A 20,532-nucleotide genomic window follows, 5' to 3' on the forward strand; every position below is an offset into this window, starting at 1 on the left:
CATGCGAATCGTTTTACTTATAAGCTTTGGCCTCATCGCTCTAGGGGGCTGCGCCGCGCAACAAACCAAGCCCCAACTCCAGACCATAGCGGCACAGGATAACCAGATCCGCTGGAGTGGTCGCACCCAAGCGCTCCCGGACGGCGCGATGCGTTTTGGCTACCCAAGCGTAAGCGCCAACCTTAACATTAGCGGTGGCGATCTCTCAGTGCTCGCCTCCAGCAGCAAAGCGCAAAGCTACCTAGCGGTAACGGTGGACGATCAGCCACCCCGCCGGTTTGAGTTATCGACCCAGCCCCAACTGTACCGGCTGGTCAAAAACGACGGCGAGGCTCACCGCATCAGACTGAGCCACTTATCCGAGACTTGGCGCGGCGTGATTACGCTGGAGCACTTTGAACTTACCGGCGGTAAGCTGCTCGCACCACCACCGGCACCTAAACGCAAACTCCTGGTGATTGGCGACTCAGTTACCTGCGGTGAAGGCGTACACCGGCCGGCAGACCACAGCTGCGCCGAGAACGCGAGCTGGCCCGATCCCGATCATTCTTACGGCATGCTACTCGGGCAAAAGCTCAACGCCGAGACTCAGCTTGTGTGCTACGGCGGCCGGGGTTTAACCCGCAGCTGGGACGGCAACACCCGCGACCCCCAAGCGCCGCAATTTTTTAACCAAGCCGTGGCCAACAACGAGGCGCCACCGGCCGACTTAACCGCGTTTGTGCCCGATGTGATCTTAATCTCACTCGGCACCAACGATTTCAGCCTGGGGATCGGCCCACTGCCCGAGCGCGAGCACTTTGTGTCCACCTACGTAGACTTTACCCAGCGCCTGCTCACTCTCTATCCCAGCGCCGAGATTGCTGTAACAGAGGGCGCCATCGTCAACGATAACGCCGACCCCAGCCGCCCCCAAAAGACTGTGCTGCGCGACTACATTGCCGCCACCGTCGCGCAGGTCGACAACCCCCGTTTACGCCAGATTTTGTCGCAATACCACCCCGGCGATCAATGCGACGCCCACCCTACCGGTCAGCAGCACCGTGCCATGGCCCGCGAGCTACTGCCCGAGATTCAGCCGCTGTTCTAAACGCGACTCCTACCTTGCCCCGGGCCGCAAGCGGCCCGGAAATAAAATGCGCCAAAAAATCGAACCATCACATTAATTCACCTTCTAATGCTTGTAATAGTGGCTCGCGTAACGCAAAGTTAACCAAGCCTCTTAGTTTTCGTCACAACCGCGCAAATCGTAACCGTAACGAAGACTTTACAACCATGGTGCAACATTAGGTGGAAAATATGAGTGAGAGCAAAGCGTCCAACAACACAGTAGTTTTAGTGATTGCGGTTATCGTTATCGTGCTGCTGGGAGGCTTTATATACTGGTATAAAACATCCGCTCCAGAGCCCGAGCTGGCGCCGCCACCGCCAGTCGCTACTCCGGCACCCGTAGCACCTATGCCGCAGCCCAAGCCTGCCCCAGAGCCAGAACCCGAGCCCGAAGTAGAACCAGAACCCGCACCGCCTGCGGCCGAGGTAGAGCCGCCAGAGCCCAAGGTTGAGCTGCCACCACTGGACAGCAGCGATGAGTTTGTCGGCGAGCAACTAAAACCCGAAATCGACGCCCCACTATTGGGCTTAATTGTGCCCGAAGAAGTCGTGCGCAAAACGGTACGCGCCGTTATTGGTGTATCCGACAACCGCCTAGTTAATCAATACCGCCCTGTCATGTCGCCACTGCCCACCATGAAAGTCGTAGAAACCACCAGTGGCCCCGACGCCGAGTACCGCTTAACCGACGATAACTTTAAACGCTATGAGCGCCACCTAAAACTAATGGAGTCTATCGAGCCCGCAACACTTGCCGGCATGTACCAAGAAATGGCGCCGATTTTTAACGAAGCCTACGCTGAGCAGGGCCTTGAAGGCGACTTTAAAGAAGTTGCCCTGAATGCGATCAATAACATGCTCGCCACCCCAGAGGTAAACAAACCGCTAACGCTGCAGCGCCCCGCGGTCATGTACACCTTCGCCGACCCCAAACTCGAAGCCCTACCCGACCCGCAAAAACTTATGCTGCGAATTGGGCCCGAGAATCGCAAACGAGTTAAGGCGTATTTGGAAGAGCTAAAAGTGGAGTTGGAGAAGGTTGATTGATGGGGGACGGAAAATGGTTAACGGGTAACGAAAGGGCCAGATCAGGGTTTGATCTGGCCCTTTTTTATTAGCACTGGCAGGGTTTTTATAGTCAAGCGGGCGAGCTGGCCGTAAATGGTGGCTCACATCAAAGATCGTATTGCGCCGTGCCTGGATATCTAAATATTGATAACGTTAGACCCTTGGCCGGTAAACACACCTCGATTTTGGCTAACACAAGTTTATAAACACTACCCAACCATCAAGCTCCCATTTTAAATATCCATTATCTAAATCGCATTGATAGTGAATCATCCGCAGAGGGTTCATTAGGGAGAGAGATAATGACCTCCTCGACTCCCGACTCATCACCAGAAATATAGAACGTTATCATTTTATAAGGACTTGAGGTTGGAGTGGCACTAACAGATGTTAGCTTTGCCACTCTAACGTTGCTTATCTCACCGTACTTTTCCTTAACCCGGGAGCTTGAACGCAGAAATTGTTCTGCCTCCTCCACATACTGCTCATTTGCCATGACAATTCTTGCCACTATCTCAAACACTACGGCTGACATTAATAATATCGAAACCACTACCAGAAATTTATTAAGCCGTTTTTTACAGTTTACCAATTTGTGCAACACCCTACACTTACTCCCACTGATACGGCATTTCGAGAACCCCCTCCAACTTGACAATGCCACAACCCTAAACCCAAGTAAATTTAAGGGGTTACTGCAACACGCGTTCAAGGAGGAGCCATGCCCCAGTCACGTAAGCGCCTGATCTCTCGAGAACATCCTCATCTACCACTGCGTTTCCCCCTGTGCTCAGCGCGTATTTTTGTGCGGTTCTGGTAAAGGCTATGATTTTGAGCATCACCGAGGTTAGACCTTCTACCGGCTAAGACAGTTGGCGGCGGTTTTTACTAACGATGCAGCTGGCTATGCGGTGATGTCCAACCACTGTCATTTTGGCATTATGCATTGACCGCGAGCCGGCCAAAGCCTTAACACGGACTGCCATGTATTTGCTCACTTATCATAAAGCGAACCTCCGCAAAACCGAAAAACTAACAAACACCCAGATGATAAACGCAACGAGCAGCGACAACCTAAAAAGCGAAAACTTCCCCGCACCTGCACATACAGCGCAAACGCCGTCTCGCTTTAACGGCGTACCACAAGAAACGCACAAGCCCGAGTTAACCCGATAGTTGCGCCGGAGCATTAAAAATAGCCCGATCGGCAACACCAAGACCCAAGGCAAAAGAATTATGTATTGCCAGCTCATATTCATAACCTAGAAAATCACAGTTAATTCAAATAACTAAGTAAAATTCACCGCGGCAATATCACACCCCATGGAGATGGATGAGCAGTGTTCCTCAAACGGTTAACATTAATGAACAAGAAGTGATTTTCGACAATCCTTGTCCGGGGAAGCAAACTTGATTCTTTATAATCCAGACTGTATTCGATTTTTTCACGCGGAACAAGCCTGACAACCACACCAAGGAGACCGAGGCATATTGAATATTTCATGTTCGCCACGGAGCCTGTAGATCCATATAACTATACAGTGTGTCTACTTTTTATGGGTAACTCGGATGCATAACGCCCGCAGCAAGGGCCGACTGAAAGGAGGTCCAGCCGAAGGCGATCTTGACTGCGTTTGTTATATTTTTTCTTCGTAGAACTCATTAGCCACCTCCTCCCATTTTCCTGTTTTGAAGACAAACGGCCTAAAGATTCCTATTTCAAAAGATTCATATGCTGCTTTTAGCTGCATTGTGATACTTGTAAGCTCTAGCGAGTATTTGAAGTACTTGTCGCTTTTCTCGCCCCACCTACTGAAATGATAATTCTCTCGCTCATACTCTATGAAGTACTCTTCACATGAATCAACATCTGATTTCAAAGATACTATGCTATCGTGTGCTGCTTTGAAGTCAGATTCGGATATAAAATAGTTGTTTTGCTCATGCAATGGGGCGAGCGTCTCTTTAACCGATGGCTTTATGGACTCAACTTCGACTTTACATTCCCCGAATGCGAGAGAAGGAAGTATCGAAATTAAAGCGATAAAAATAAGTTTCATAAAAATATAACAGCTTATTAGTGTGCGAGTTGAAAAATCCGCCCGGCAACCTATTTCTTTCAGAATACACTTTAGCAGCACGATGCACCCCACTGACTTTAAAATGAAAAAAACCACCAAACCACTTATCTTAAAAAATCAAAGTAAGCCAGTATGATTTGTCGATGAAAACCCAACTCATTAACAATAAACACAGCATCCGCAACGCAAGCCTTTGTTTTTAATTAAATTTAAAACCAGTGCGCGCTATTTTTGCAATTTAAAAGTGAGCCCGCTCGTAATAAACTCACGGCTGCGCGTTTTGGTGATCAAGGAGAAAAGGGATAAAGGGGCTTAAAGCAAACTTCCATTTAAACACTGCTCTCCGTCTTAATACTTGCGGACATTATGCAATCATTGTTTTTCACCGATACTAACCGATAATGATTTTTATGCCAAGCCAGAAATACGGGCATAACGCTGAATACCCAATCGACAACTGAGGGCACACAAGGCAGGAGTCAACCAATGCAATCGTATAGCACCAAAACACTTCGTTGCTAACAAAGCCACTGGATACCGGCTCAAGGCCGGTATGACGAAGTAGATCAGTTGAGGTAACCGTTGTCGATCAAGCCACCTACGAAGTACCGCTTTTCAGTCCCCCGTAGATACAGCCGAATGGAGGCTTATTTTATCGGTTGAGCACACAGGATGTGTGCGAGAGGATTGCCAGAGCATGGACGCCCTGTCAATCCGTGCCGTTAAAATCAGCCGGAGTGAGGGGACCCGTAGGGCTGGATATGTGGGGGCGCGCCTTTTGAGTACTTTTCGTCGCGAAACGAAAAGTACTTCGCCACGCCCGGTGACACGGGCATATAAAAAGTCCGCGTTAGCGGCATGCATCGTCAGTTTAGTGGCCCTTACTACGTGGCAAGTAAAGCCACTAGATACCGGCTCAGGGCCGGTATGACGATATCGACAAATAAACGCGGCACGGGCCAGCTTGGTCAGCTACGAAGTACCGCCTTTAGATCCCCTGCAGCCAGCCGAGCGCAGGCCTATTTTAGTGGGTAAGTGAGCAGGACGCTCACGCAAGTCTCGTCAGTGCAGGGACGCACTGTCGAGACGGCCCGCTAAAATCTGCCGGAGCGAGGGGACCCGAATCGCTACATGGATGTAGCTGAATAGAGCAACGCAGGAGCAGTTGCCGAGGGCTGAGATGCCGGGGTGGCCTCTTTTGGTTACTTTTCTGGCCAGGTGGCCTCAATGGGTCAACGCAACACGTAGATTATTACCGTGTTGGGGAGGACTTTTGATATGACAAAAACCATTAAGACTAAAATTAGCGCCAAAGACAGTGGAGACCTTTGGAGGCGATGGGCGTTAGGGGAGTCTTTCGTGTCTATTGGTTTCGCGCTACTCAGAGACCCTAGTACGATCAGGCAGTATATTCGTCGTGCGGGAGGTATTGCTCCTCGAGCTAAGAAACGTCGCGCCAGTGCGCTGACACTGAAGGACCGGGAAGAAATTTCACGCGGAGTCGCCGCTAACCGGAGCGTTCGCGATATTGCTCAACAGATAGGCCGCTCTCCTTCCACGATTGCTAGAGAGTTGAATCGTAATGGCCGAAGGAGCCTTTATCGAGCGGTTGATGCTGACCACGCAGCTTTTACTCGAGCGCGTAGACCGAAATCTTGCATGCTTAGCCAGAACAACCGACTTCGAAATATAGTGGCCGACAAGCTGTCGGATGACTGGTCGCCACAGCAAATTGATGGCTGGCTAAAAGCTCAATACCCAAAAGACAGGAGCTACTGGGTGTCACACGAGACTATCTACCGCAGCTTATATATACAGGCACGAGGTGTCCTCAAAAAGGAGCTTCAGAAGCATTTGAGGCGTCGCCGAAGCTACCGTAAACCCAATGGCGTACAAAAAGAGCGCAGGGGAGTGATAACGGACCTTGTCTCTATTAGTGAGCGCCCCGCAGAGGTCGAAGATAGAGCCCTGCCAGGCCATTGGGAGGGAGACCTGATCGAAGGGAGTCAAAATAGTTATATTGCAACCCTAGTAGAGCGGTCGACGCGCCACTTAGCTCTAGTTAAAGTAAATAGCAAGGAAACCTCAGAGGTTGTTGAAAAACTTATACGGCAGTCGAAGAGTATTCCACAAGAGCTTTACAAGTCATTAACCTGGGATCGCGGTTCAGAGCTAAAGCAGCACAAGCAGTTCTCACTGGCAACGAATGTTGATGTGTATTTTTGCGATCCTAAAAGCCCTTGGCAAAGAGGCAGCAACGAAAATACCAACGGGCTGTTGCGGCAATACTTTCCCAAAGGTACCGACCTGTCGGTTCATTCGCAGGCACACCTGAACAAGATTGCGAGAAAGTTAAATGAGCGTCCCAGAAAAACCTTGGGTTTTGCAACGCCCGCTGATAAATTTGCACAATGTGTTGCACTGACCGGTTGAGATCAAGCAAACAGAAAAGTCACTCGCCCGCCCGGCGACTGAGGGCACACAGAACAGTTACCAACCAATGTAATCGTATGGCACCCAAAGCACTCCGTAGCCAACAAAGCCACTAGATACCGGCTCAAGGCCGGTATGACGGAGAAGTCCGCGTTAGCGGCAACAACCCACTACCTTCCCCCATCCCCAACACCCGGTCCAAACGGCTTAGTCAGCAAAATCAACTTAGGCAACAGGGTCAACGAGCCGAGTATCGCAGCAAACATAGCGAGCGCAGTTAACAAACCGAAGTAAATGGACGGAATAAAATTCGAGAACGCGAGAATCGAGAAACCGACAATAATAATAACAGCGGTGTAATACATCGCCCGGCCGATAGAGGCGTGAGAGCGGTGCATTGCCTCGATGTAATCGCCACAACGGGCGAGCTCATCGCGGAAACGGTATAAGTAGTGAATCGCGTGATCGACGCCAACACCGACGGTAATCGCGGCGATGGTAATGGTCATCATATCCAGCGGTACGCCGGCGAGCCCCATGCCACCTAGCACAACACCGGCGGCCAATAAGTTGGGCAGCAGGGAAATAATGGCCACGGTAAGCGAGCGGAACAGCACCAAGAACATAAACATAATGCCCAAAAACACCGCACCTAAGGTAACAATTTGCGAGCGAAACAAGCTTTGCAACATATTGTTGTACAGCACCAACATGCCGGTAAAGTGCACTTGCTCGGGGGCAAAGCCCACCTCATCGATGGCGTAGCGGCGGATTTTTTCGACCAGCTCGACCCGCTTTAAATCTTTGCTGGTTTCTTTTACCCGCAGCGTGATACGCGTTTGCTGATTGGCGTCCGAAATATAAGGCGTGACCAAGAAGCCGCGAATATCATCGGATAACATATTGCGCATCACCCCAAGCTCAAAGTTATTGAGGCGCCCACCGTTAATATCTTGTGCAACTTCGTACATGGTCGCCAGCGATTGCACTTTGCCCACTTCGGGCAGTGATTCCAGATAGCGATGCAACTGATCAATCGAGTCGAGCGACACAGTCGTAAACCACTCACTCTGCCCGCTCGACTGCCCCGCCTCATCCGCTGCGCCTTCGCCAAAAGGGTCGGCCTCGCCAAACGGGTCGTCGCCAAACGAGTCCTCGGCCGGGGCTTCGGCAAACGGATCGCCCTCACCAAATGGATCGTCGCTTTCGCTTGGCTCGGCGTTGGCATTTTCACTGCTGTCAGTGGCTACCGGTTCAGGCGGCTGCGGCGCGTCGATAATAATATCTAAACTAACGGTGCCGCCCAGCTCGCGATCAATCACCGACATACCCTGATAAATCTCGGTATCCGAGTGGAAATAATCGATAAAGCGATTTTCCACTTTTAACAGCGAAATGCCGTAAGCACTCACCAAGGCGGCACATAACGCAATCGCTACCACGATACGGCCATGATGCTCTGCCATACGGGAAAAGATCATGGTGGTGGCCGCGGTTTTATCGCCGCTATCGCGCGGCTCACCTTTGGGTAACAGCATTAGGCCAGCGGGCAAGAGTAAAAACGCTAGCACTAAGGCTAGGCTGAGCCCCATGGTCATCATCCAGCCAAAGTCGATCACCGGGCGAATATCGCTCACCACCAGCGATACAAATGCCACAATAGTGGTCAGCGCGGTATAGAGACAGGGTTTGGCCATTTGGCTGGCGGTCGTCAACACCAGTTGCGCTTGCGACCAAGCGGGGTTGGCTGCGTGCAGCTCGCGGTAGCGCACCACCAAGTGGATGGTAATGGCCAGCGTCATAATCAGCAGTAATGCCACAAAATTGGATGAGATAACCGTTAACCGCCAGTCGACCCAGCTGAGCAACCCCAGCATAATTACCACGGCCATCAAACACACAGACAAGGGCAAAATAACAAACCGAACCTGACGAAAGATCAGCGCTAACATTAAAATCACAAACACGACGATGGCGGTACCAAACACCACCAAGTCACTGCGGATAAACTCAATCATATCCGTGGTAATCATGCTCACGCCGCCGAGAAACAACTCAGCCTTATCGTCGTAGCCGGCGAGAATACCGCGAATCTCTTCGACACGTTGATGATCGCGCGCGGCCAAATCGGTGCGGTAGGCCAAAAACTCAGCGCTCACCTGCTCTAAACGCTCGGCCTCGGCATCACTCAGAGACTGTTCACGCATTTTCTCTCGCAGTGCATCGCGCTCACGGACCAGCTCAATGTAGCGATTATTGACGGTTAAGCTCAGCTGTATCGCCGTGGTCGAGCTGTCGGGCGAAAGTAGCGTATCGCGGTAAATCGGGCTGGTTAAAAACTCTTCACGGGCTTGCTCGCGATCGACCCCTTCGCTCATAAGTGTTCGGGTCGACTCTTTTTGCTCGGCCAAGCTGCGTACGGGGCTATACAGCAAAGGCACGTCTAAAATCGAGTTAATGCTGGCAACGCCCTCAACCGCCGCCAACTCATCCCGCAGAGATTTTAAGGTGCGCAGCGATTCATCCGATAACATCGGCGCTTTTGGGGTGTAGGTCACCACCAGAAAATCGCCGCTTTGGTAACGCTTGTTGATCTCGCGAAAATAGTCCAGCGAGTTATCGCTTTCCAATGTTAACGAGTCAGCCGAGGCATCAAGCTTAAAATTGGGTAATCCCAACGCGGCAAAGACCGTTAAAGCGGCCAGTACCACAATAACCAATAAAGGACGTTGAGTAATAAGATAGCGGTAAGCCGCAAAAAGCTTAGCTGACATGATTGGGTACAAACTCCTGTAACGAACAGCGACTTATGCCGCTGTGGATAATTTGAGCAAAGCCATGGCAGACCATAACCGCTTGTTTGTATTGCGCCTTCTGGCTAGACGGCACTGCGTGTGACGATTTAACGATCAGAATGCCCTAGATCTCGCTCGGGGCACACTAAATCTCGCAACCGTTGTTTAAGCTCCTTCGCCTCGGGGAAGCCGCCATCGCGCTGGCGCTCCCACACCAGTGTATCGCCCAGCCAAATCGCAAACACGCCACCATCGCCCGGGTGCAGACTTACTTCATCAATGTCATCGGGGAAGCTGCTAAGCAACTCCTGAGCTAGCCAGGCGGCGCGCAACATCCAGCGACATAGGTTACAGTAATGGATCACAATCCGTGTTTTCGCCACAGGCGGCGCACTGAAATCATCAAAAGGCATGATAGTCACTCGCATCAATTAATAGGCACGGCTCGCAACACAGCAGAGTCGCCCAAGCCGTACCGAATCTGCGCACAACCGGGTAAAAATGTTACTATGGCCGACTTCTACACGGCGTTGTACTGGCACTGTAATGGGCCCGACAACGAACCGAAACACTGTGGTAGGGAATCATGCTGAAATTACAGCGTAAGGACAAGCCCCAAGATCCAATTCTGGTGGTGGAAAAACTTTATAGCATCGGCAGCGCCAACGATAACAACTTGGTGCTCGACGAACCCGGTATCGACTCGATTCACGCGCGCTTAGTGGCCAGCGATGGCTATGTTACGCTTAAAGACAACACCAGTGCGCGGGGCTGTTTTGTCAACGGCCAGCGAGTCACCCAGAAACTGCTGCAAGCGGGCGATATTTTGCGCCTTGCGGATGTTGAGTTTGATGTGCACGATTTTGTCGCTGACCCCCAAGCCCCCGAGCAGAGCGCCCAATGCTGGCAGCTGGTTGCCGACGGCAGCTGGCTCACCGGACAAACCTTTATTATCCCCCCCGACACACGCTGCGTATTAGGCCGCAGCAGCGAGTGTGACATTACGATTGCGGGCTCTCACCTATCGCGGCGCCACGTCGAGCTCACAGTAATGGGTAGCTCGTTGCGAGTCCACGATCTAAACTCGGCCAATGGCACTTACTTAAATGATGAACTGATTGAGGACGATCTGGCCCACAACGGCGATCATCTGCGCATCGATGTCTACAGTTTTCGGGTGGTGAGCCCCGACAACGACTTAAAACGCACCCGAATCCGCACGCCTATCCCCGAAATCACCAAACCTATCGAACGTAAAAGCGCCCCCAGTGCGCCTAAACGCTGGAAGACCAAACCCACCTCACCGGGCAACCGCGACGAGCCTAAGCCAGCCTCTGCCACTGCCTGGGGTTTATGGTTAGGCATCAGCGCGCTAGCCGCCGTGGCCGCCGTGGCGGGCTTTATCTACCTGAGCTAAGTGAGTGTGGTAGAATCGCCCACCGAATTATTCGACTCTTTGAGCAGAAACCTTATTTTTAACAAACTATTTTAGCAATCTACTGTGGAAATCTGGCTATGAGCTTTGAAAAAGTCCCCGCCGGCAAAAACCTGCCGGACGACATGAATGTCATCATTGAAATCCCCATGAACGGCGAGCCGATCAAATACGAAGTGGACAAAGACAGCGACGCCATCTTTGTCGACCGCGTGCTCAGCACCTCAATGCACTACCCCTGCAACTACGGTTATGTACCTCACACCCTTTGTGGTGACGGCGATCCGGTTGACGTGCTGGTACTGATGACCCACGCCCTGATGCCCGGTTCAGTGATTCGCTGTCGCCCCGTTGGTGTTTTAAAGATGACCGACGAGTCTGGCGAAGACGCTAAAGTACTCGCCGTACCGGTGGATAAAATCACGCCACTGTACAGCAGCGTTAAAGACGTGACCGACGTACCGGAAATCACCCTGAAATCTATCGAGCATTTCTTTGAGCGCTACAAAGACCTTGAGCCCGGCAAATGGGTTAAAGTCGACGGCTGGGAAGGTGTTGAGGCCGCCCGCACCGAGATCAACGACTCAGTCGAGCGTTACAACAAGGGTTAATACAACCCCACACCATTAAGCCCGCTGGGCTTAATGGTACAAAAAAGCCGGCCCCGCAAAGGGCCGGCTTTTTTGTACCAGAGGGTTTAACCGGACAGAAAACTAACGGGCCGCAAAGCCCGCAGCTTAATCTGCCAAACTCAGTGCACTGGTATCCGGGTTAAGTGGTTTACGAGTATCGCGAATTTGCCCAAGTTCGCTGCCAACTGGCGCTAAATCCGCCTCTAAATCGGCTACCATCAACGGCAGTGGCGCACTGTGCTCTTCAGGTTTTAGCAAGTCCTCGCCCACGGCCGATAACTCCCAGTCGGCAATTTCAATGGGCGCGGCGGCCGGAGCCACTCGCTCACTGGCATTTAATACATCGGCGCCAACCGGCGCCACATCAAGCTCAGGCACCGCGACCGGGGCAACCTCGGCGGCGGCGATCTCCGCATGTGTCACCAACGGCCCTTCGGACGGGCTTAAACTCAGGTTTGAGGTGTCTACAACCACCGGCGCCCGTTGTACGCGCTCGGTTACCCGCAGTAGGTTTGCGCCGACCGGGGCCAAGCTAAAGCCTCGCGCGGGTGCGGCTCGCGGTGTACTTTGAGAGCCTGCGGGTACCACACTCACCTCCGCACCCGCTTTGGTTAACACGGCTTGATATTTTTTTGCGGTTGCCGCCTCCAAGTTACGCTTAAGCGGCACCGGCCGGCCGCAGAACAGGGCATCGACCCGATCGCTATCGACCTTGAACAACTGGGCAAGGCGCGCTTTTACCTCATCGAGTTGATGACCTAACACAATATCGCCACGAAACACGATATCAAACTGCTGTTCGGTATCGGCCATGGGCCACCTCCGACTCTGCTAATGGGTGTTTAAACGTATCTTAACACAAGCCCGTGGCGGTGCTCGCCGTGTTAACCCGCACCAACGCTGGCTCAGAATTAAACCGCCCCTAAGGCTACGCTTTTAGTGAAAAAACGTTATGGAACACAGCTGGAGCCCGACGATCTTAGCCCCCATACTGAAGTTTCTCTGCCGAAGCGCGCATGACGCCACGCTAGCTCTGCACTCAGGTTTTAGCTGACCAGCATTAGGGTAAAAGAGACGGCTAGCCCCATGCGCACCGGTCCCGACAATGGATACGGGTGACGATAATGCAAAGAACTGCCTTAGCCAGCTTGCCGCCAGAATCGGCCAAATTCTCGGTCATGCACCGGGTGGAGAATGATATTGTCAGCATAAGCCGCAAGATTCAGCGGCTTGAACACGAGCCACGGGGTAACGCTCAGTTACTTGCGGCCTATCGTTTAATGTTACAAACGCGCACTGAAGTGCTGGCCTGCTTACTTGAAACCTTAGAGCGCGACACGCATTAGTTAGTGCTCAGTCGCCTTGGGCGGGCTAACAGCCGCATCCCCCAGCGGTGAATCATCCATTCCGTGCGTCATCTCCCGGCCCGGCTCATCGCGCACGCTTTGCTTAATGACTCGCGCCGGTACCCCTACCGCTGTTTGGTGCGCAGGCACATCCTCCAGCACGACACTTCCGGCACCAATACGAGCGCAATCGCCCACGTGGATATTGCCGAGTATTTTAGCGCCGGCGCTAATCAAGACACAGTGGCCAATTTTGGGGTGCCGATCCCCCTTGCTATTGCCGCTGCCGCCCAAGGTTACCGAGTGCAGCATCGAGACGTTATCGCCAACCACCGCCGTTTCGCCAATGACCACACCGGTGGCGTGGTCAATCATAATACCGCTACCGATACGTGCGCCAGGATGAATATCCATATGAAACGTTTGCGAAATTTGATTTTGCAAATACAGCGCCAACGCCCGACGATCCTGCCCCCATAGCCAATGGGCTAAACGATGCGCCTGCAGCCCATGAAACCCCTTAAAATACAGCAGTGGCATCAAAAACTGGTTGCACGCTGGATCGCGCTCACAATAGGCCTCGATATCGCGACACAGGGCCTGTTCGATACCAGGCTCTTGAGTCAGCGCCTGCAAAAAAACCTCGCGGATCGACATCGCCGGTACCGCTTGGCTATCAAGCAGTGTCGCCAAGTGATAACTCACGGCGTCGGCCAAGGTATCGTGATTTAAAATACTGGCGTGATAAAAGCTCGCCAAAGCGGGTTCACAAGCGGCCAGCTCGGCGGCCTCGCGGCGAATATGCTGCCAGATTTCTGAGGGGGAAAGCGGTGTGCTCAACCGAGCCTCCGTGCATAACAAAGGTTAGGGAGCGCACATGCTCTCACAATAGCGTCAGTAATTCATCCATGTGCCGAAACAGTTTAGCGCCTTCGGCCCGCATCAAATCATCGGTACCGGCGCGAGGCAACAACGGCTCTGCCGGGCAATACCCCAACAGCGACATACCGGCTAAGCGGGCGGCGCGAGCACCACTGGGCGAATCCTCGACGACAATACACTCGCTCGGTCTTGCCCCCATTTTGCTGGCCGCGTACAAAAATAAATCTGGCGCGGGCTTGCCTTGCGCCACATCGGTCGCGCTAAAACGGTTGGCGGGCGGAAAATAATCGGCTAACGCTGTGTGGGTTAAGGTCATTTGCATTTTTTCATGCCGGCCGTTAGAGGCGACACAAAAAGCTACGCCTTGCTCACGCAGCGATTGCAGCACATCGCGCACCCCGGCAATAGGTGCAACGCCGGATTCAAACGCCACCAGCGTCTCCTGCTGTACTTTGGCCCAAAACTCCTTGGCAAAAGCCTCGCGCTCAAGCACCGGCCAGCTCTGGTAGGGCTCACTATCGGCCAGTAGTGCCGCCACTTGCTCGGCGCATACCGCGATGGATTTACCGCGAAAAAGCGTCAAGACCTCGGCCACGCTTACAGCAATACCAAGCGGCTGCAGGCAATCGCGCAACACCTTGGCACTAACGGTTTCGGTGTCGACTAACACCCCGTCACAATCAAAAATCACCAGCATTTATAGGCCTTTACGGTCGCGTAAAATTTCTCTAGCACGCTTACCTATCAGCCTCTTGGCGCCGCTCTGCGGAGTGCAAAAAACGCATTTTTACTCGCGTCAAAAACAGCGGCTCACGCGCTAGTATCAGTATTATTATGCAGCAGTGCAGTAACATCGTGAGCATAAAAAAGTGTGGAATTGTAAAGTCCAGCACACCTAAAAAAACCACGGCAAAGATGGCGGCAGCCACCATAAAAAGCGCATTCAACACGTTGTTAGCCGCGATAATTTGCGCGCGATACTCGGGCTTGGCCTCGGCTTGCATTAACGCCTGCAGTGGTACTGTGTACAACCCCGCCGAGCCACCCAATAAAAACACCGCCAAAACCACCGCCCAAAAACCCAGCTCGGCGGTCAGCTCAAAGATGCTCAACAATGCCTCCGCTGTTTGCGAAGATTGAAAGCTGGCCCCGGCCAACGCCAACCCGACCCCCGCCAAACCAACCAGCAAGGCCCCCAAAGGTACCAGGGCTGGTTCAATTTTATGTTTACTTAGCTTCTCACACAGCAGCGAACCCGCCACCACCCCCACTAAAAACAGCACTAACAAAAAAGTAACCGCCGAGGCGCTTCCGCCCAGTACTTCGCGGGTAAAATTAGGTAACTGCGTGAGATAAACCGAGCCTAAAAACCAATACCAAGAAACGCCGATCAAACACCAAAACACGGTTTTATTTTGTCGTGCATACCCTATGGTTCGAGCCATTTGGCGCAGCGGGTTAGGCTGAATAGGCGGCGCATTGGGCAGCGCTGGCGCCGGCGGAATTTCGCGGCTAAAGCGCCAACCTGCCCACGCAATTAAAATACCGCCGGCGGCCACGACCCACTGGCCAGAGCTCCATTGCATTGCCAACGTACCGGCAATCAAACCCAAAAATACCGCCAGCGAGGTCCCGGTATGAAACAGCGCATTGGCTCCGGTTAGCTCATCGCCATTCACATGCTGCGGTAATATTGCATATTTAAGTGGACTAAAGCAGGCCGACTGAATACCTGTAGCAAAAATCACCGCCAGCAACATGGCCGAACTGCCCCTGACAATCGCGATCGCACCACACACCATGACGGCAATTTCAAGCAACTTGATACGCCGCGTTACCTGCGCCTTATCGAGCCTGTCGGCGTACTGCCCAGCACTGGGCGCGAACAAAAAAAACGGGATAATTAACGCCGCCGCCACCACGTTATTAAGCGTATCAATACTTAAACCCCAACGCTCAACACCGCCGTAGGTAAACAGCATTATCAGCGCGCTTTTGTAAAAATTATCGTTAAAAGCACCGCCAAACTGTGTCCAAAACAGCGGGTAAAAACGCCGTTGACGCAGCAGCTGAAATTGACTGTCGGTGGCAGAGCCAGTTGGTTTAAGCTCAGTTTCCTTGGGGCTCAATGATTCCATTAAGGTTCCTAAACGCACACGTAGCGTTGATAGATGGTTGGTATATTCTCAAGCACCACATTTTTAAGCTCAATATCGGCGGCAGCCAAAACCCGAGCCAACCGCTCTGGGCTCAGCTGCTTAGAAAACTCTAGCGCCGTGGGCGCGTAGCTCAAGTGCCAACGCTCCGGCGCCACCGCGCCGGCATCAACGCGATAGGGTCTAAAAAACAAGCTACCGGGCAAATAGTCATCGAGCCACTCATGCAATTTGGCAAAAACGCCACCACGGCAACACTCTGCTGGCGTTAGTTGCAGTTGATACTCAGCCGGCATGGCGGCACGATCAAACACATCCATGTCCGTGCCCCAGTGATGCCGCGATGTTCCGGGCAGCGCCGAAAAGCGCAAAATAGCCCAAAGCTTATCAAGGTCACTTAACGTATCCATTGCCACCGTGTCGCCAGCATCATTAAGTACCGCCCGCTCGCCCCGGGCCTTGGCGTTAAAAATTGCCAGCTGCCGCGCAAAACTGCGATAACCACTCGCGATACTCAACTCAAACCCTTGGGCTTGCGCGGCCTTAACCAACGCGCGATAGGGCTCAATCACATCGCCATGCAAATAAACGCCCTCGCCCAGCGGGGCTAACGCCGATTCATCTTGCCCCATAGCGGCGCGTTCAAGGGTGGATGCCGTTTTTGTCATAGTGTTTGCTCTTGTGGTTATCAACACTGATCCGAAACCGACACGGCTTCGTAACACTGAAAGTTGAAACTAAAAATACCAGCCGCACACGGGTTGGCGCAGAGGTCAGCGGATGCTTTATGCGCCTAACGTGCGAAAGCTCTCAAGTTTATTGGCTAAAGTTTGCACTTATTAGCCAACTATGTAATATAACCGTAGGCTATAAATATACATTTGTTACCAGCCACAAAATATAACGATAATGTGACAACGGAGCGAAGTAAACATGGCGACCCAGCACAGTGAGTTGCTCGAACTAAAAAATTTGGGGATGGCCACAGTCAACATTCTACGGGCTATTGGTGTTAACAGTTACGAAGACCTCAAGGGTATGGGCGCCGTCAACGCTTATTGCCGAATTAAGGATCGTAACATCAACGTCTCTAAAGTGATGTTGTACGCGCTGCATGGGGCCCTGCTCGATATTCACTGGAACGACCTACCGGCCGAGCTAAAAGCCCGCCTAGTCGACGAAGCCGAGGGCAATCAAGTCGCCAGCGCTTAATCCGGCCACACCGTAACAACCTTTATTCGCACGGTAACGCCAGCTTAAATTAAAGCTGGCGTATTAAACCGTTTTATATGCCTAGAGAGGCTTTGCGTCGTTCAGCGGCGTTCCGACATCACCCGGCAACATAGACTTGATTCGAGTTTCCATAGTATTCTCAAGGCATAAATTATCGGCCGGCTCGACGCTGGCTATTACTGTTGCCGAGTCGTAAAAACAACCATGCATTTACCCACGAATCACACCGAAACCCTCGCCGAACTCAGCCAGCGCATTCGTGATATTGCCAGCAATGTGTTCGAAACATTAACCCCGAGCTCCGCCGAAATTACGTTAGCGCCTAGCGACGACCTATTTGCTGAGCTTAAAAGCTCGCAAGTATTTCTGTTACGCGCAGGCCAGGTACAGTGCCAAATGGCCGCAAAAACCATCGTTTGCTGTGAGCCCGGCGACTTGCTCGGCCTACCGCGCACGCTCAGTTTACCCAGCGCGGTGTTTAGCGCCACCGAAGCGATTACCGTACAGCCCATCGATCGCGATGAGTTAATTAACCATGTGTGTTCTGACGAAAGCTTACAAAAGCTCTGGAGCTACTACCTAGTTGCTCGCCTTAGCTGGTATCAGCAGGCCCTAGCACTGGAGATACGCAAAGAGTTTCACCCCAATGCCGGCTTTTTATACTTTAAACAAGGGGACACCATAATTCACCAAGGCGATGAAGCCGATTTGGTGTACACCTTATTGGAAGGCCATGCCGAGGCGGTGTGCGAAGGCGTAACCGTCGGGCAAATCAATCGCGATGAGATTTTTGGCGCACTCGCGGTTTTTACCGGTCAAAAACGCATGGCCGATGTCGTTGCCACGAGCGATTGCACCGTATTAACGGTACGCAAAGAAGAATTTATAGAACTGGTCGAACACCAACCGCATATCTGTATCGGTTTAATTGAAGAGATGGCCGATAAAATCAAAGGTCTAAACAGTCAGTTACGCAACAACCGCTAAAACAACCGCCCAGCGGATGGCGCTGGGCGCGCACCACGGCCCGACCTTTTCCCCTCTTAGCGGCACAGCCACCTGCTCCCTCGCATTAATTACACCGCTAGCATTGACCCGTTAACTTTTTTAGCAAGTTATTATTGACAAAGATAATGATAACAATTATCGTTACGCTTATCGGGTGGCGAGTTGTCGCCCCCGCTGATCGGTCAATTCTCCTGCAAGTCAATTGCCTGATCTTCTCCTCAGACCCTTCGGGGTCTTTGGGTACTTAGGTACCCATGGCTAATCACGGTTGCTTAGGCCGCCCTTTGGGCGGCCATTTTTCTCTCCCCCTATTGAATTCTTACCCGCCAACACGCATATAGTGATCTATCTGTTACGGTTTACTAGGAGATACCCGCCGTGATGCGCATTGGCTTATTTATTCTTACTAATTTAGGCGTTTTGGTTCTTGCCAGCGTTACCCTCAACTTACTGGGCGTCGGCCAAATTCTTAACGAATCTGGCACCGGGCTCGACTTAACCAACCTACTTATATTCTGCGCCGTATTTGGTTTTGCCGGATCGTTTATCTCGCTGTTTTTATCCAAGTTTATGGCCAAGCGTGGTACCGGCACTAAAATCATCACCACCCCCCGAACTCCCGATGAAAAATGGCTGGTAGCAACCGTTGCCGATCTGGCTGAGCGTGCCGGCATAGGCATGCCCGAGGTTGGAATCTTCCCGGCCAATCAGGCCAACGCCTTTGCCACCGGCTGGAACCGCAATAAATCATTAGTCGCGGTAAGCGCGGGGTTACTGCAACGATTTGATCGCGAAGAAGCCCGCGCCGTACTTGCCCACGAAATCGGCCACGTCGCCAACGGCGATATGATCACTCTTACCCTGATCCAAGGGGTGGTAAACACCTTTGTGATGTTCTTTGCGCGAATTATTGGCTACACCGTGGATAAAGTCGTGTTTAAAACGGAGCGAGGTGTGGGCATTGGCTATTACATCGTGACTTTCGTTGCCGAGATACTGTTGGCATTTATTGCCTCAATGATTGTTATGGCATTTTCACGCTACCGTGAATACCGCGCCGACCACGCTGGTGCAACACTGGCAAGCCGCAATGGAATGATCCGCGCGCTAGAGCGTCTAAAAGCCGAAACTCAGGCCGGGGCGCCCACCCCTATGCCCAAAAGCATGCAAGCCTTTGGTATTTCCTCAGGCTGGCACAAAACCGCCGGCAAACTATTTGCCAGCCACCCACCGTTAGATGAGCGTATCGCCGCCTTAAAAAATCATGTCTAAAACGCTAGTACACATAACCGCCCTGCTAATGGGTTTAATCGGCGCCGCCTCGTGCAGCGCCGACGAGCCGCCCGCCACACCAACGCCGCCATCGGCACCAACCTTTGCCACCGACGACGAGCGCAATACCATTGAGGTGTTTGAGTTTGCCAGCCCCAGTGTGGTGTATGTTAACCGCTACCAAGTGGTGCGCGACCGGCGTTCACTCGATCTACTCTCAATTCCGCAAGGGGCCGGGACGGGCTTCGTCTGGAGCGAAGCGGGTTACATCGTCACCAACTATCATGTGGTTGAAGGCGCCCAGCAGTTATCCATTACCCTGCCCGACCAAAGCCGCTGGCCTGCAAGCGTTGCAGGCTTAGCGCCAGACAAAGACTTGGCGCTGCTCAAGGTCGAAGCCCCAAAAGAGAAGTTGCAAGCCTTGCCCATGGGCGATTCGGGAGATTTATCGGTGGGGCGTAAGGTGCTGGCCATCGGCAACCCCTTTGGTCTGGATGCCACCCTCACCACCGGTGTGGTAAGCGCATTGGGGCGCGAAATTGAGGCGCCTAACCAGCGCAAGATTCACAACGTGATTCAGACCGACGCTGCCATTAACCCCGGCAACTCGGGCGGCCCGTTGCTTAACTCGGCTGGCGAGCTAATTGGCGTAAACACCATGATTTATAGTCCCAGCGGCGCCAGCGCCGGCATCGGCTTTGCCATTCCGGTCAATATCGTCAAGCAAATTGTGCCGCAACTGATTGAATACGGCCGTTTGGTGCGCCCCGAGTTTGGTATCGAGTTTGCGCCCAGTCGTTGGGCACGCCGCGCTGGCGTCGAAGGGGTGGCTATTTTACACGCCGCACCCGGCAAGCCCGCCGCTAAAGCCGGCCTGCGTGGCGCCAAACGCGGCGCTTGGGGCACCGTCGAACTAGGTGATATTGTGATTGCCTTAAACGACACCCCCACCCGTAACCCGGATGAATTTCTCGCCCTGATAGAGTCTCACAAGCCCGGGGACACTTTGGAAGTGCACTATGTGCGAGATGGTACACTGCGCCAAACCCAAGTCACCCTCGCGCCACCGGAGCTTTAATCG

At 52.6% G+C, this 20,532-nt stretch carries 18 protein-coding genes; 10 read left to right on the forward strand and 8 right to left on the reverse strand.

Annotated elements, in window-relative coordinates; translation table 11 throughout:
* Position 1: 1 nt before the first annotated feature.
* Positions 2-1,090: a GDSL-type esterase/lipase family protein gene (locus ACGHAD_RS11625; RefSeq protein WP_382417667.1), complete on the forward strand. Its 1,089-nt coding sequence runs from the start codon at positions 2-4 to the stop codon at positions 1,088-1,090.
* Between the two features lie 209 nt (positions 1,091-1,299).
* Positions 1,300-2,157 (forward strand): DUF3014 domain-containing protein, encoded by an 858-nt coding sequence (locus tag ACGHAD_RS11630; protein WP_382417669.1) that lies wholly within the window; start codon positions 1,300-1,302, stop codon positions 2,155-2,157.
* 1,658 nt (positions 2,158-3,815) lie between these two features.
* On the opposite strand, the gene ACGHAD_RS11635 is transcribed toward ACGHAD_RS11630, so the two are convergent.
* Positions 3,816-4,238 (reverse strand): hypothetical protein, encoded by a 423-nt coding sequence (locus ACGHAD_RS11635; RefSeq protein ID WP_382417673.1) that lies wholly within the window; start codon positions 4,236-4,238, stop codon positions 3,816-3,818.
* 1,299 nt (positions 4,239-5,537) lie between these two features.
* On the opposite strand from ACGHAD_RS11635, the gene ACGHAD_RS11640 reads away from it, so the two are divergent.
* Positions 5,538-6,692, forward strand: coding sequence for an IS30 family transposase (locus tag ACGHAD_RS11640; protein ID WP_382417065.1), 1,155 nt, complete (start codon positions 5,538-5,540; stop codon positions 6,690-6,692).
* A gap of 170 nt (positions 6,693-6,862) precedes the next feature.
* On the opposite strand, the gene ACGHAD_RS11645 is transcribed toward ACGHAD_RS11640, so the two are convergent.
* A complete protein-coding gene (locus tag ACGHAD_RS11645) occupies positions 6,863-9,466 on the reverse strand; it encodes an MMPL family transporter (protein ID WP_339617695.1) in 2,604 nt (867 codons plus the stop codon).
* Positions 9,467-9,594: 128 nt separating this feature from the next.
* The gene (locus tag ACGHAD_RS11650; RefSeq protein WP_382417177.1) at positions 9,595-9,900 is read right to left on the reverse strand and encodes a SelT/SelW/SelH family protein; all 306 of its coding nucleotides are present in this window, start codon (positions 9,898-9,900) and stop codon (positions 9,595-9,597) included.
* Between the two features lie 173 nt (positions 9,901-10,073).
* Here ACGHAD_RS11650 and ACGHAD_RS11655 point away from each other — a divergent pair, with 173 nt between their 5' ends.
* Both ACGHAD_RS11655 and ppa read left to right on the forward strand, forming a co-directional pair.
* Positions 10,074-10,904: an FHA domain-containing protein gene (locus ACGHAD_RS11655; RefSeq protein WP_339617697.1), complete on the forward strand. Its 831-nt coding sequence runs from the start codon at positions 10,074-10,076 to the stop codon at positions 10,902-10,904.
* 98 nt (positions 10,905-11,002) lie between these two features.
* A complete protein-coding gene (ppa, locus tag ACGHAD_RS11660; RefSeq protein WP_382417180.1) occupies positions 11,003-11,533 on the forward strand; it encodes an inorganic diphosphatase in 531 nt (176 codons plus the stop codon).
* A 126-nt stretch (positions 11,534-11,659) separates the two neighbouring features.
* On the opposite strand, the gene ACGHAD_RS11665 is transcribed toward ppa, so the two are convergent.
* Positions 11,660-12,367 carry a hypothetical protein gene (locus ACGHAD_RS11665; RefSeq protein WP_382417182.1) on the reverse strand — a complete coding sequence of 236 codons (708 nt, stop codon included), beginning with the start codon at positions 12,365-12,367 and terminating at the stop codon, positions 11,660-11,662.
* 311 nt (positions 12,368-12,678) lie between these two features.
* On the opposite strand from ACGHAD_RS11665, the gene ACGHAD_RS11670 reads away from it, so the two are divergent.
* Entirely contained in the window at positions 12,679-12,900 is a 222-nt protein-coding gene (locus tag ACGHAD_RS11670; RefSeq protein WP_339617700.1) for a hypothetical protein, read from the forward strand.
* On the opposite strand, the gene cysE is transcribed toward ACGHAD_RS11670, so the two are convergent.
* The 4 genes from cysE to ACGHAD_RS11690 are packed head-to-tail and all read right to left on the reverse strand — an operon-like array spanning position 12,901 to position 16,606.
* A complete protein-coding gene (gene cysE, locus ACGHAD_RS11675) occupies positions 12,901-13,740 on the reverse strand; it encodes a serine O-acetyltransferase (protein ID WP_382417184.1) in 840 nt (279 codons plus the stop codon).
* Between the two features lie 43 nt (positions 13,741-13,783).
* Positions 13,784-14,479, reverse strand: a complete 696-nt coding sequence (locus tag ACGHAD_RS11680; RefSeq protein WP_382417186.1) for an HAD family hydrolase — start codon at positions 14,477-14,479, stop codon at positions 13,784-13,786.
* Between the two features lie 40 nt (positions 14,480-14,519).
* Entirely contained in the window at positions 14,520-15,920 is a 1,401-nt protein-coding gene (locus ACGHAD_RS11685) for an MFS transporter (RefSeq protein ID WP_382417188.1), read from the reverse strand.
* An 8-nt stretch (positions 15,921-15,928) separates the two neighbouring features.
* Positions 15,929-16,606: a M15 family metallopeptidase gene (locus ACGHAD_RS11690; protein ID WP_382417189.1), complete on the reverse strand. Its 678-nt coding sequence runs from the start codon at positions 16,604-16,606 to the stop codon at positions 15,929-15,931.
* A gap of 265 nt (positions 16,607-16,871) precedes the next feature.
* Between ACGHAD_RS11690 and ACGHAD_RS11695 the strand changes: the two genes are divergently transcribed.
* The 4 genes from ACGHAD_RS11695 to ACGHAD_RS11710 all read left to right on the forward strand — a co-directional run bounded on the left by ACGHAD_RS11695 (position 16,872) and on the right by ACGHAD_RS11710 (position 20,529).
* Entirely contained in the window at positions 16,872-17,150 is a 279-nt protein-coding gene (locus ACGHAD_RS11695; RefSeq protein WP_339617705.1) for a TfoX/Sxy family protein, read from the forward strand.
* A 225-nt stretch (positions 17,151-17,375) separates the two neighbouring features.
* The gene (locus ACGHAD_RS11700; RefSeq protein ID WP_339617706.1) at positions 17,376-18,158 is read left to right on the forward strand and encodes a cyclic nucleotide-binding domain-containing protein; all 783 of its coding nucleotides are present in this window, start codon (positions 17,376-17,378) and stop codon (positions 18,156-18,158) included.
* Between the two features lie 399 nt (positions 18,159-18,557).
* Positions 18,558-19,451, forward strand: coding sequence for a protease HtpX (gene htpX, locus ACGHAD_RS11705; RefSeq protein WP_382417190.1), 894 nt, complete (start codon positions 18,558-18,560; stop codon positions 19,449-19,451).
* The gene (locus ACGHAD_RS11710; protein ID WP_382417192.1) at positions 19,444-20,529 is read left to right on the forward strand and encodes a S1C family serine protease; all 1,086 of its coding nucleotides are present in this window, start codon (positions 19,444-19,446) and stop codon (positions 20,527-20,529) included. The genes htpX and ACGHAD_RS11710 overlap by 8 nt, the downstream gene beginning before the upstream one ends.
* Positions 20,530-20,532 lie beyond the last annotated feature (3 nt).

This window comes from Gilvimarinus japonicus, assembly GCF_042847215.1.
Taxonomy (GTDB): domain Bacteria; phylum Pseudomonadota; class Gammaproteobacteria; order Pseudomonadales; family Cellvibrionaceae; genus Gilvimarinus; species Gilvimarinus japonicus.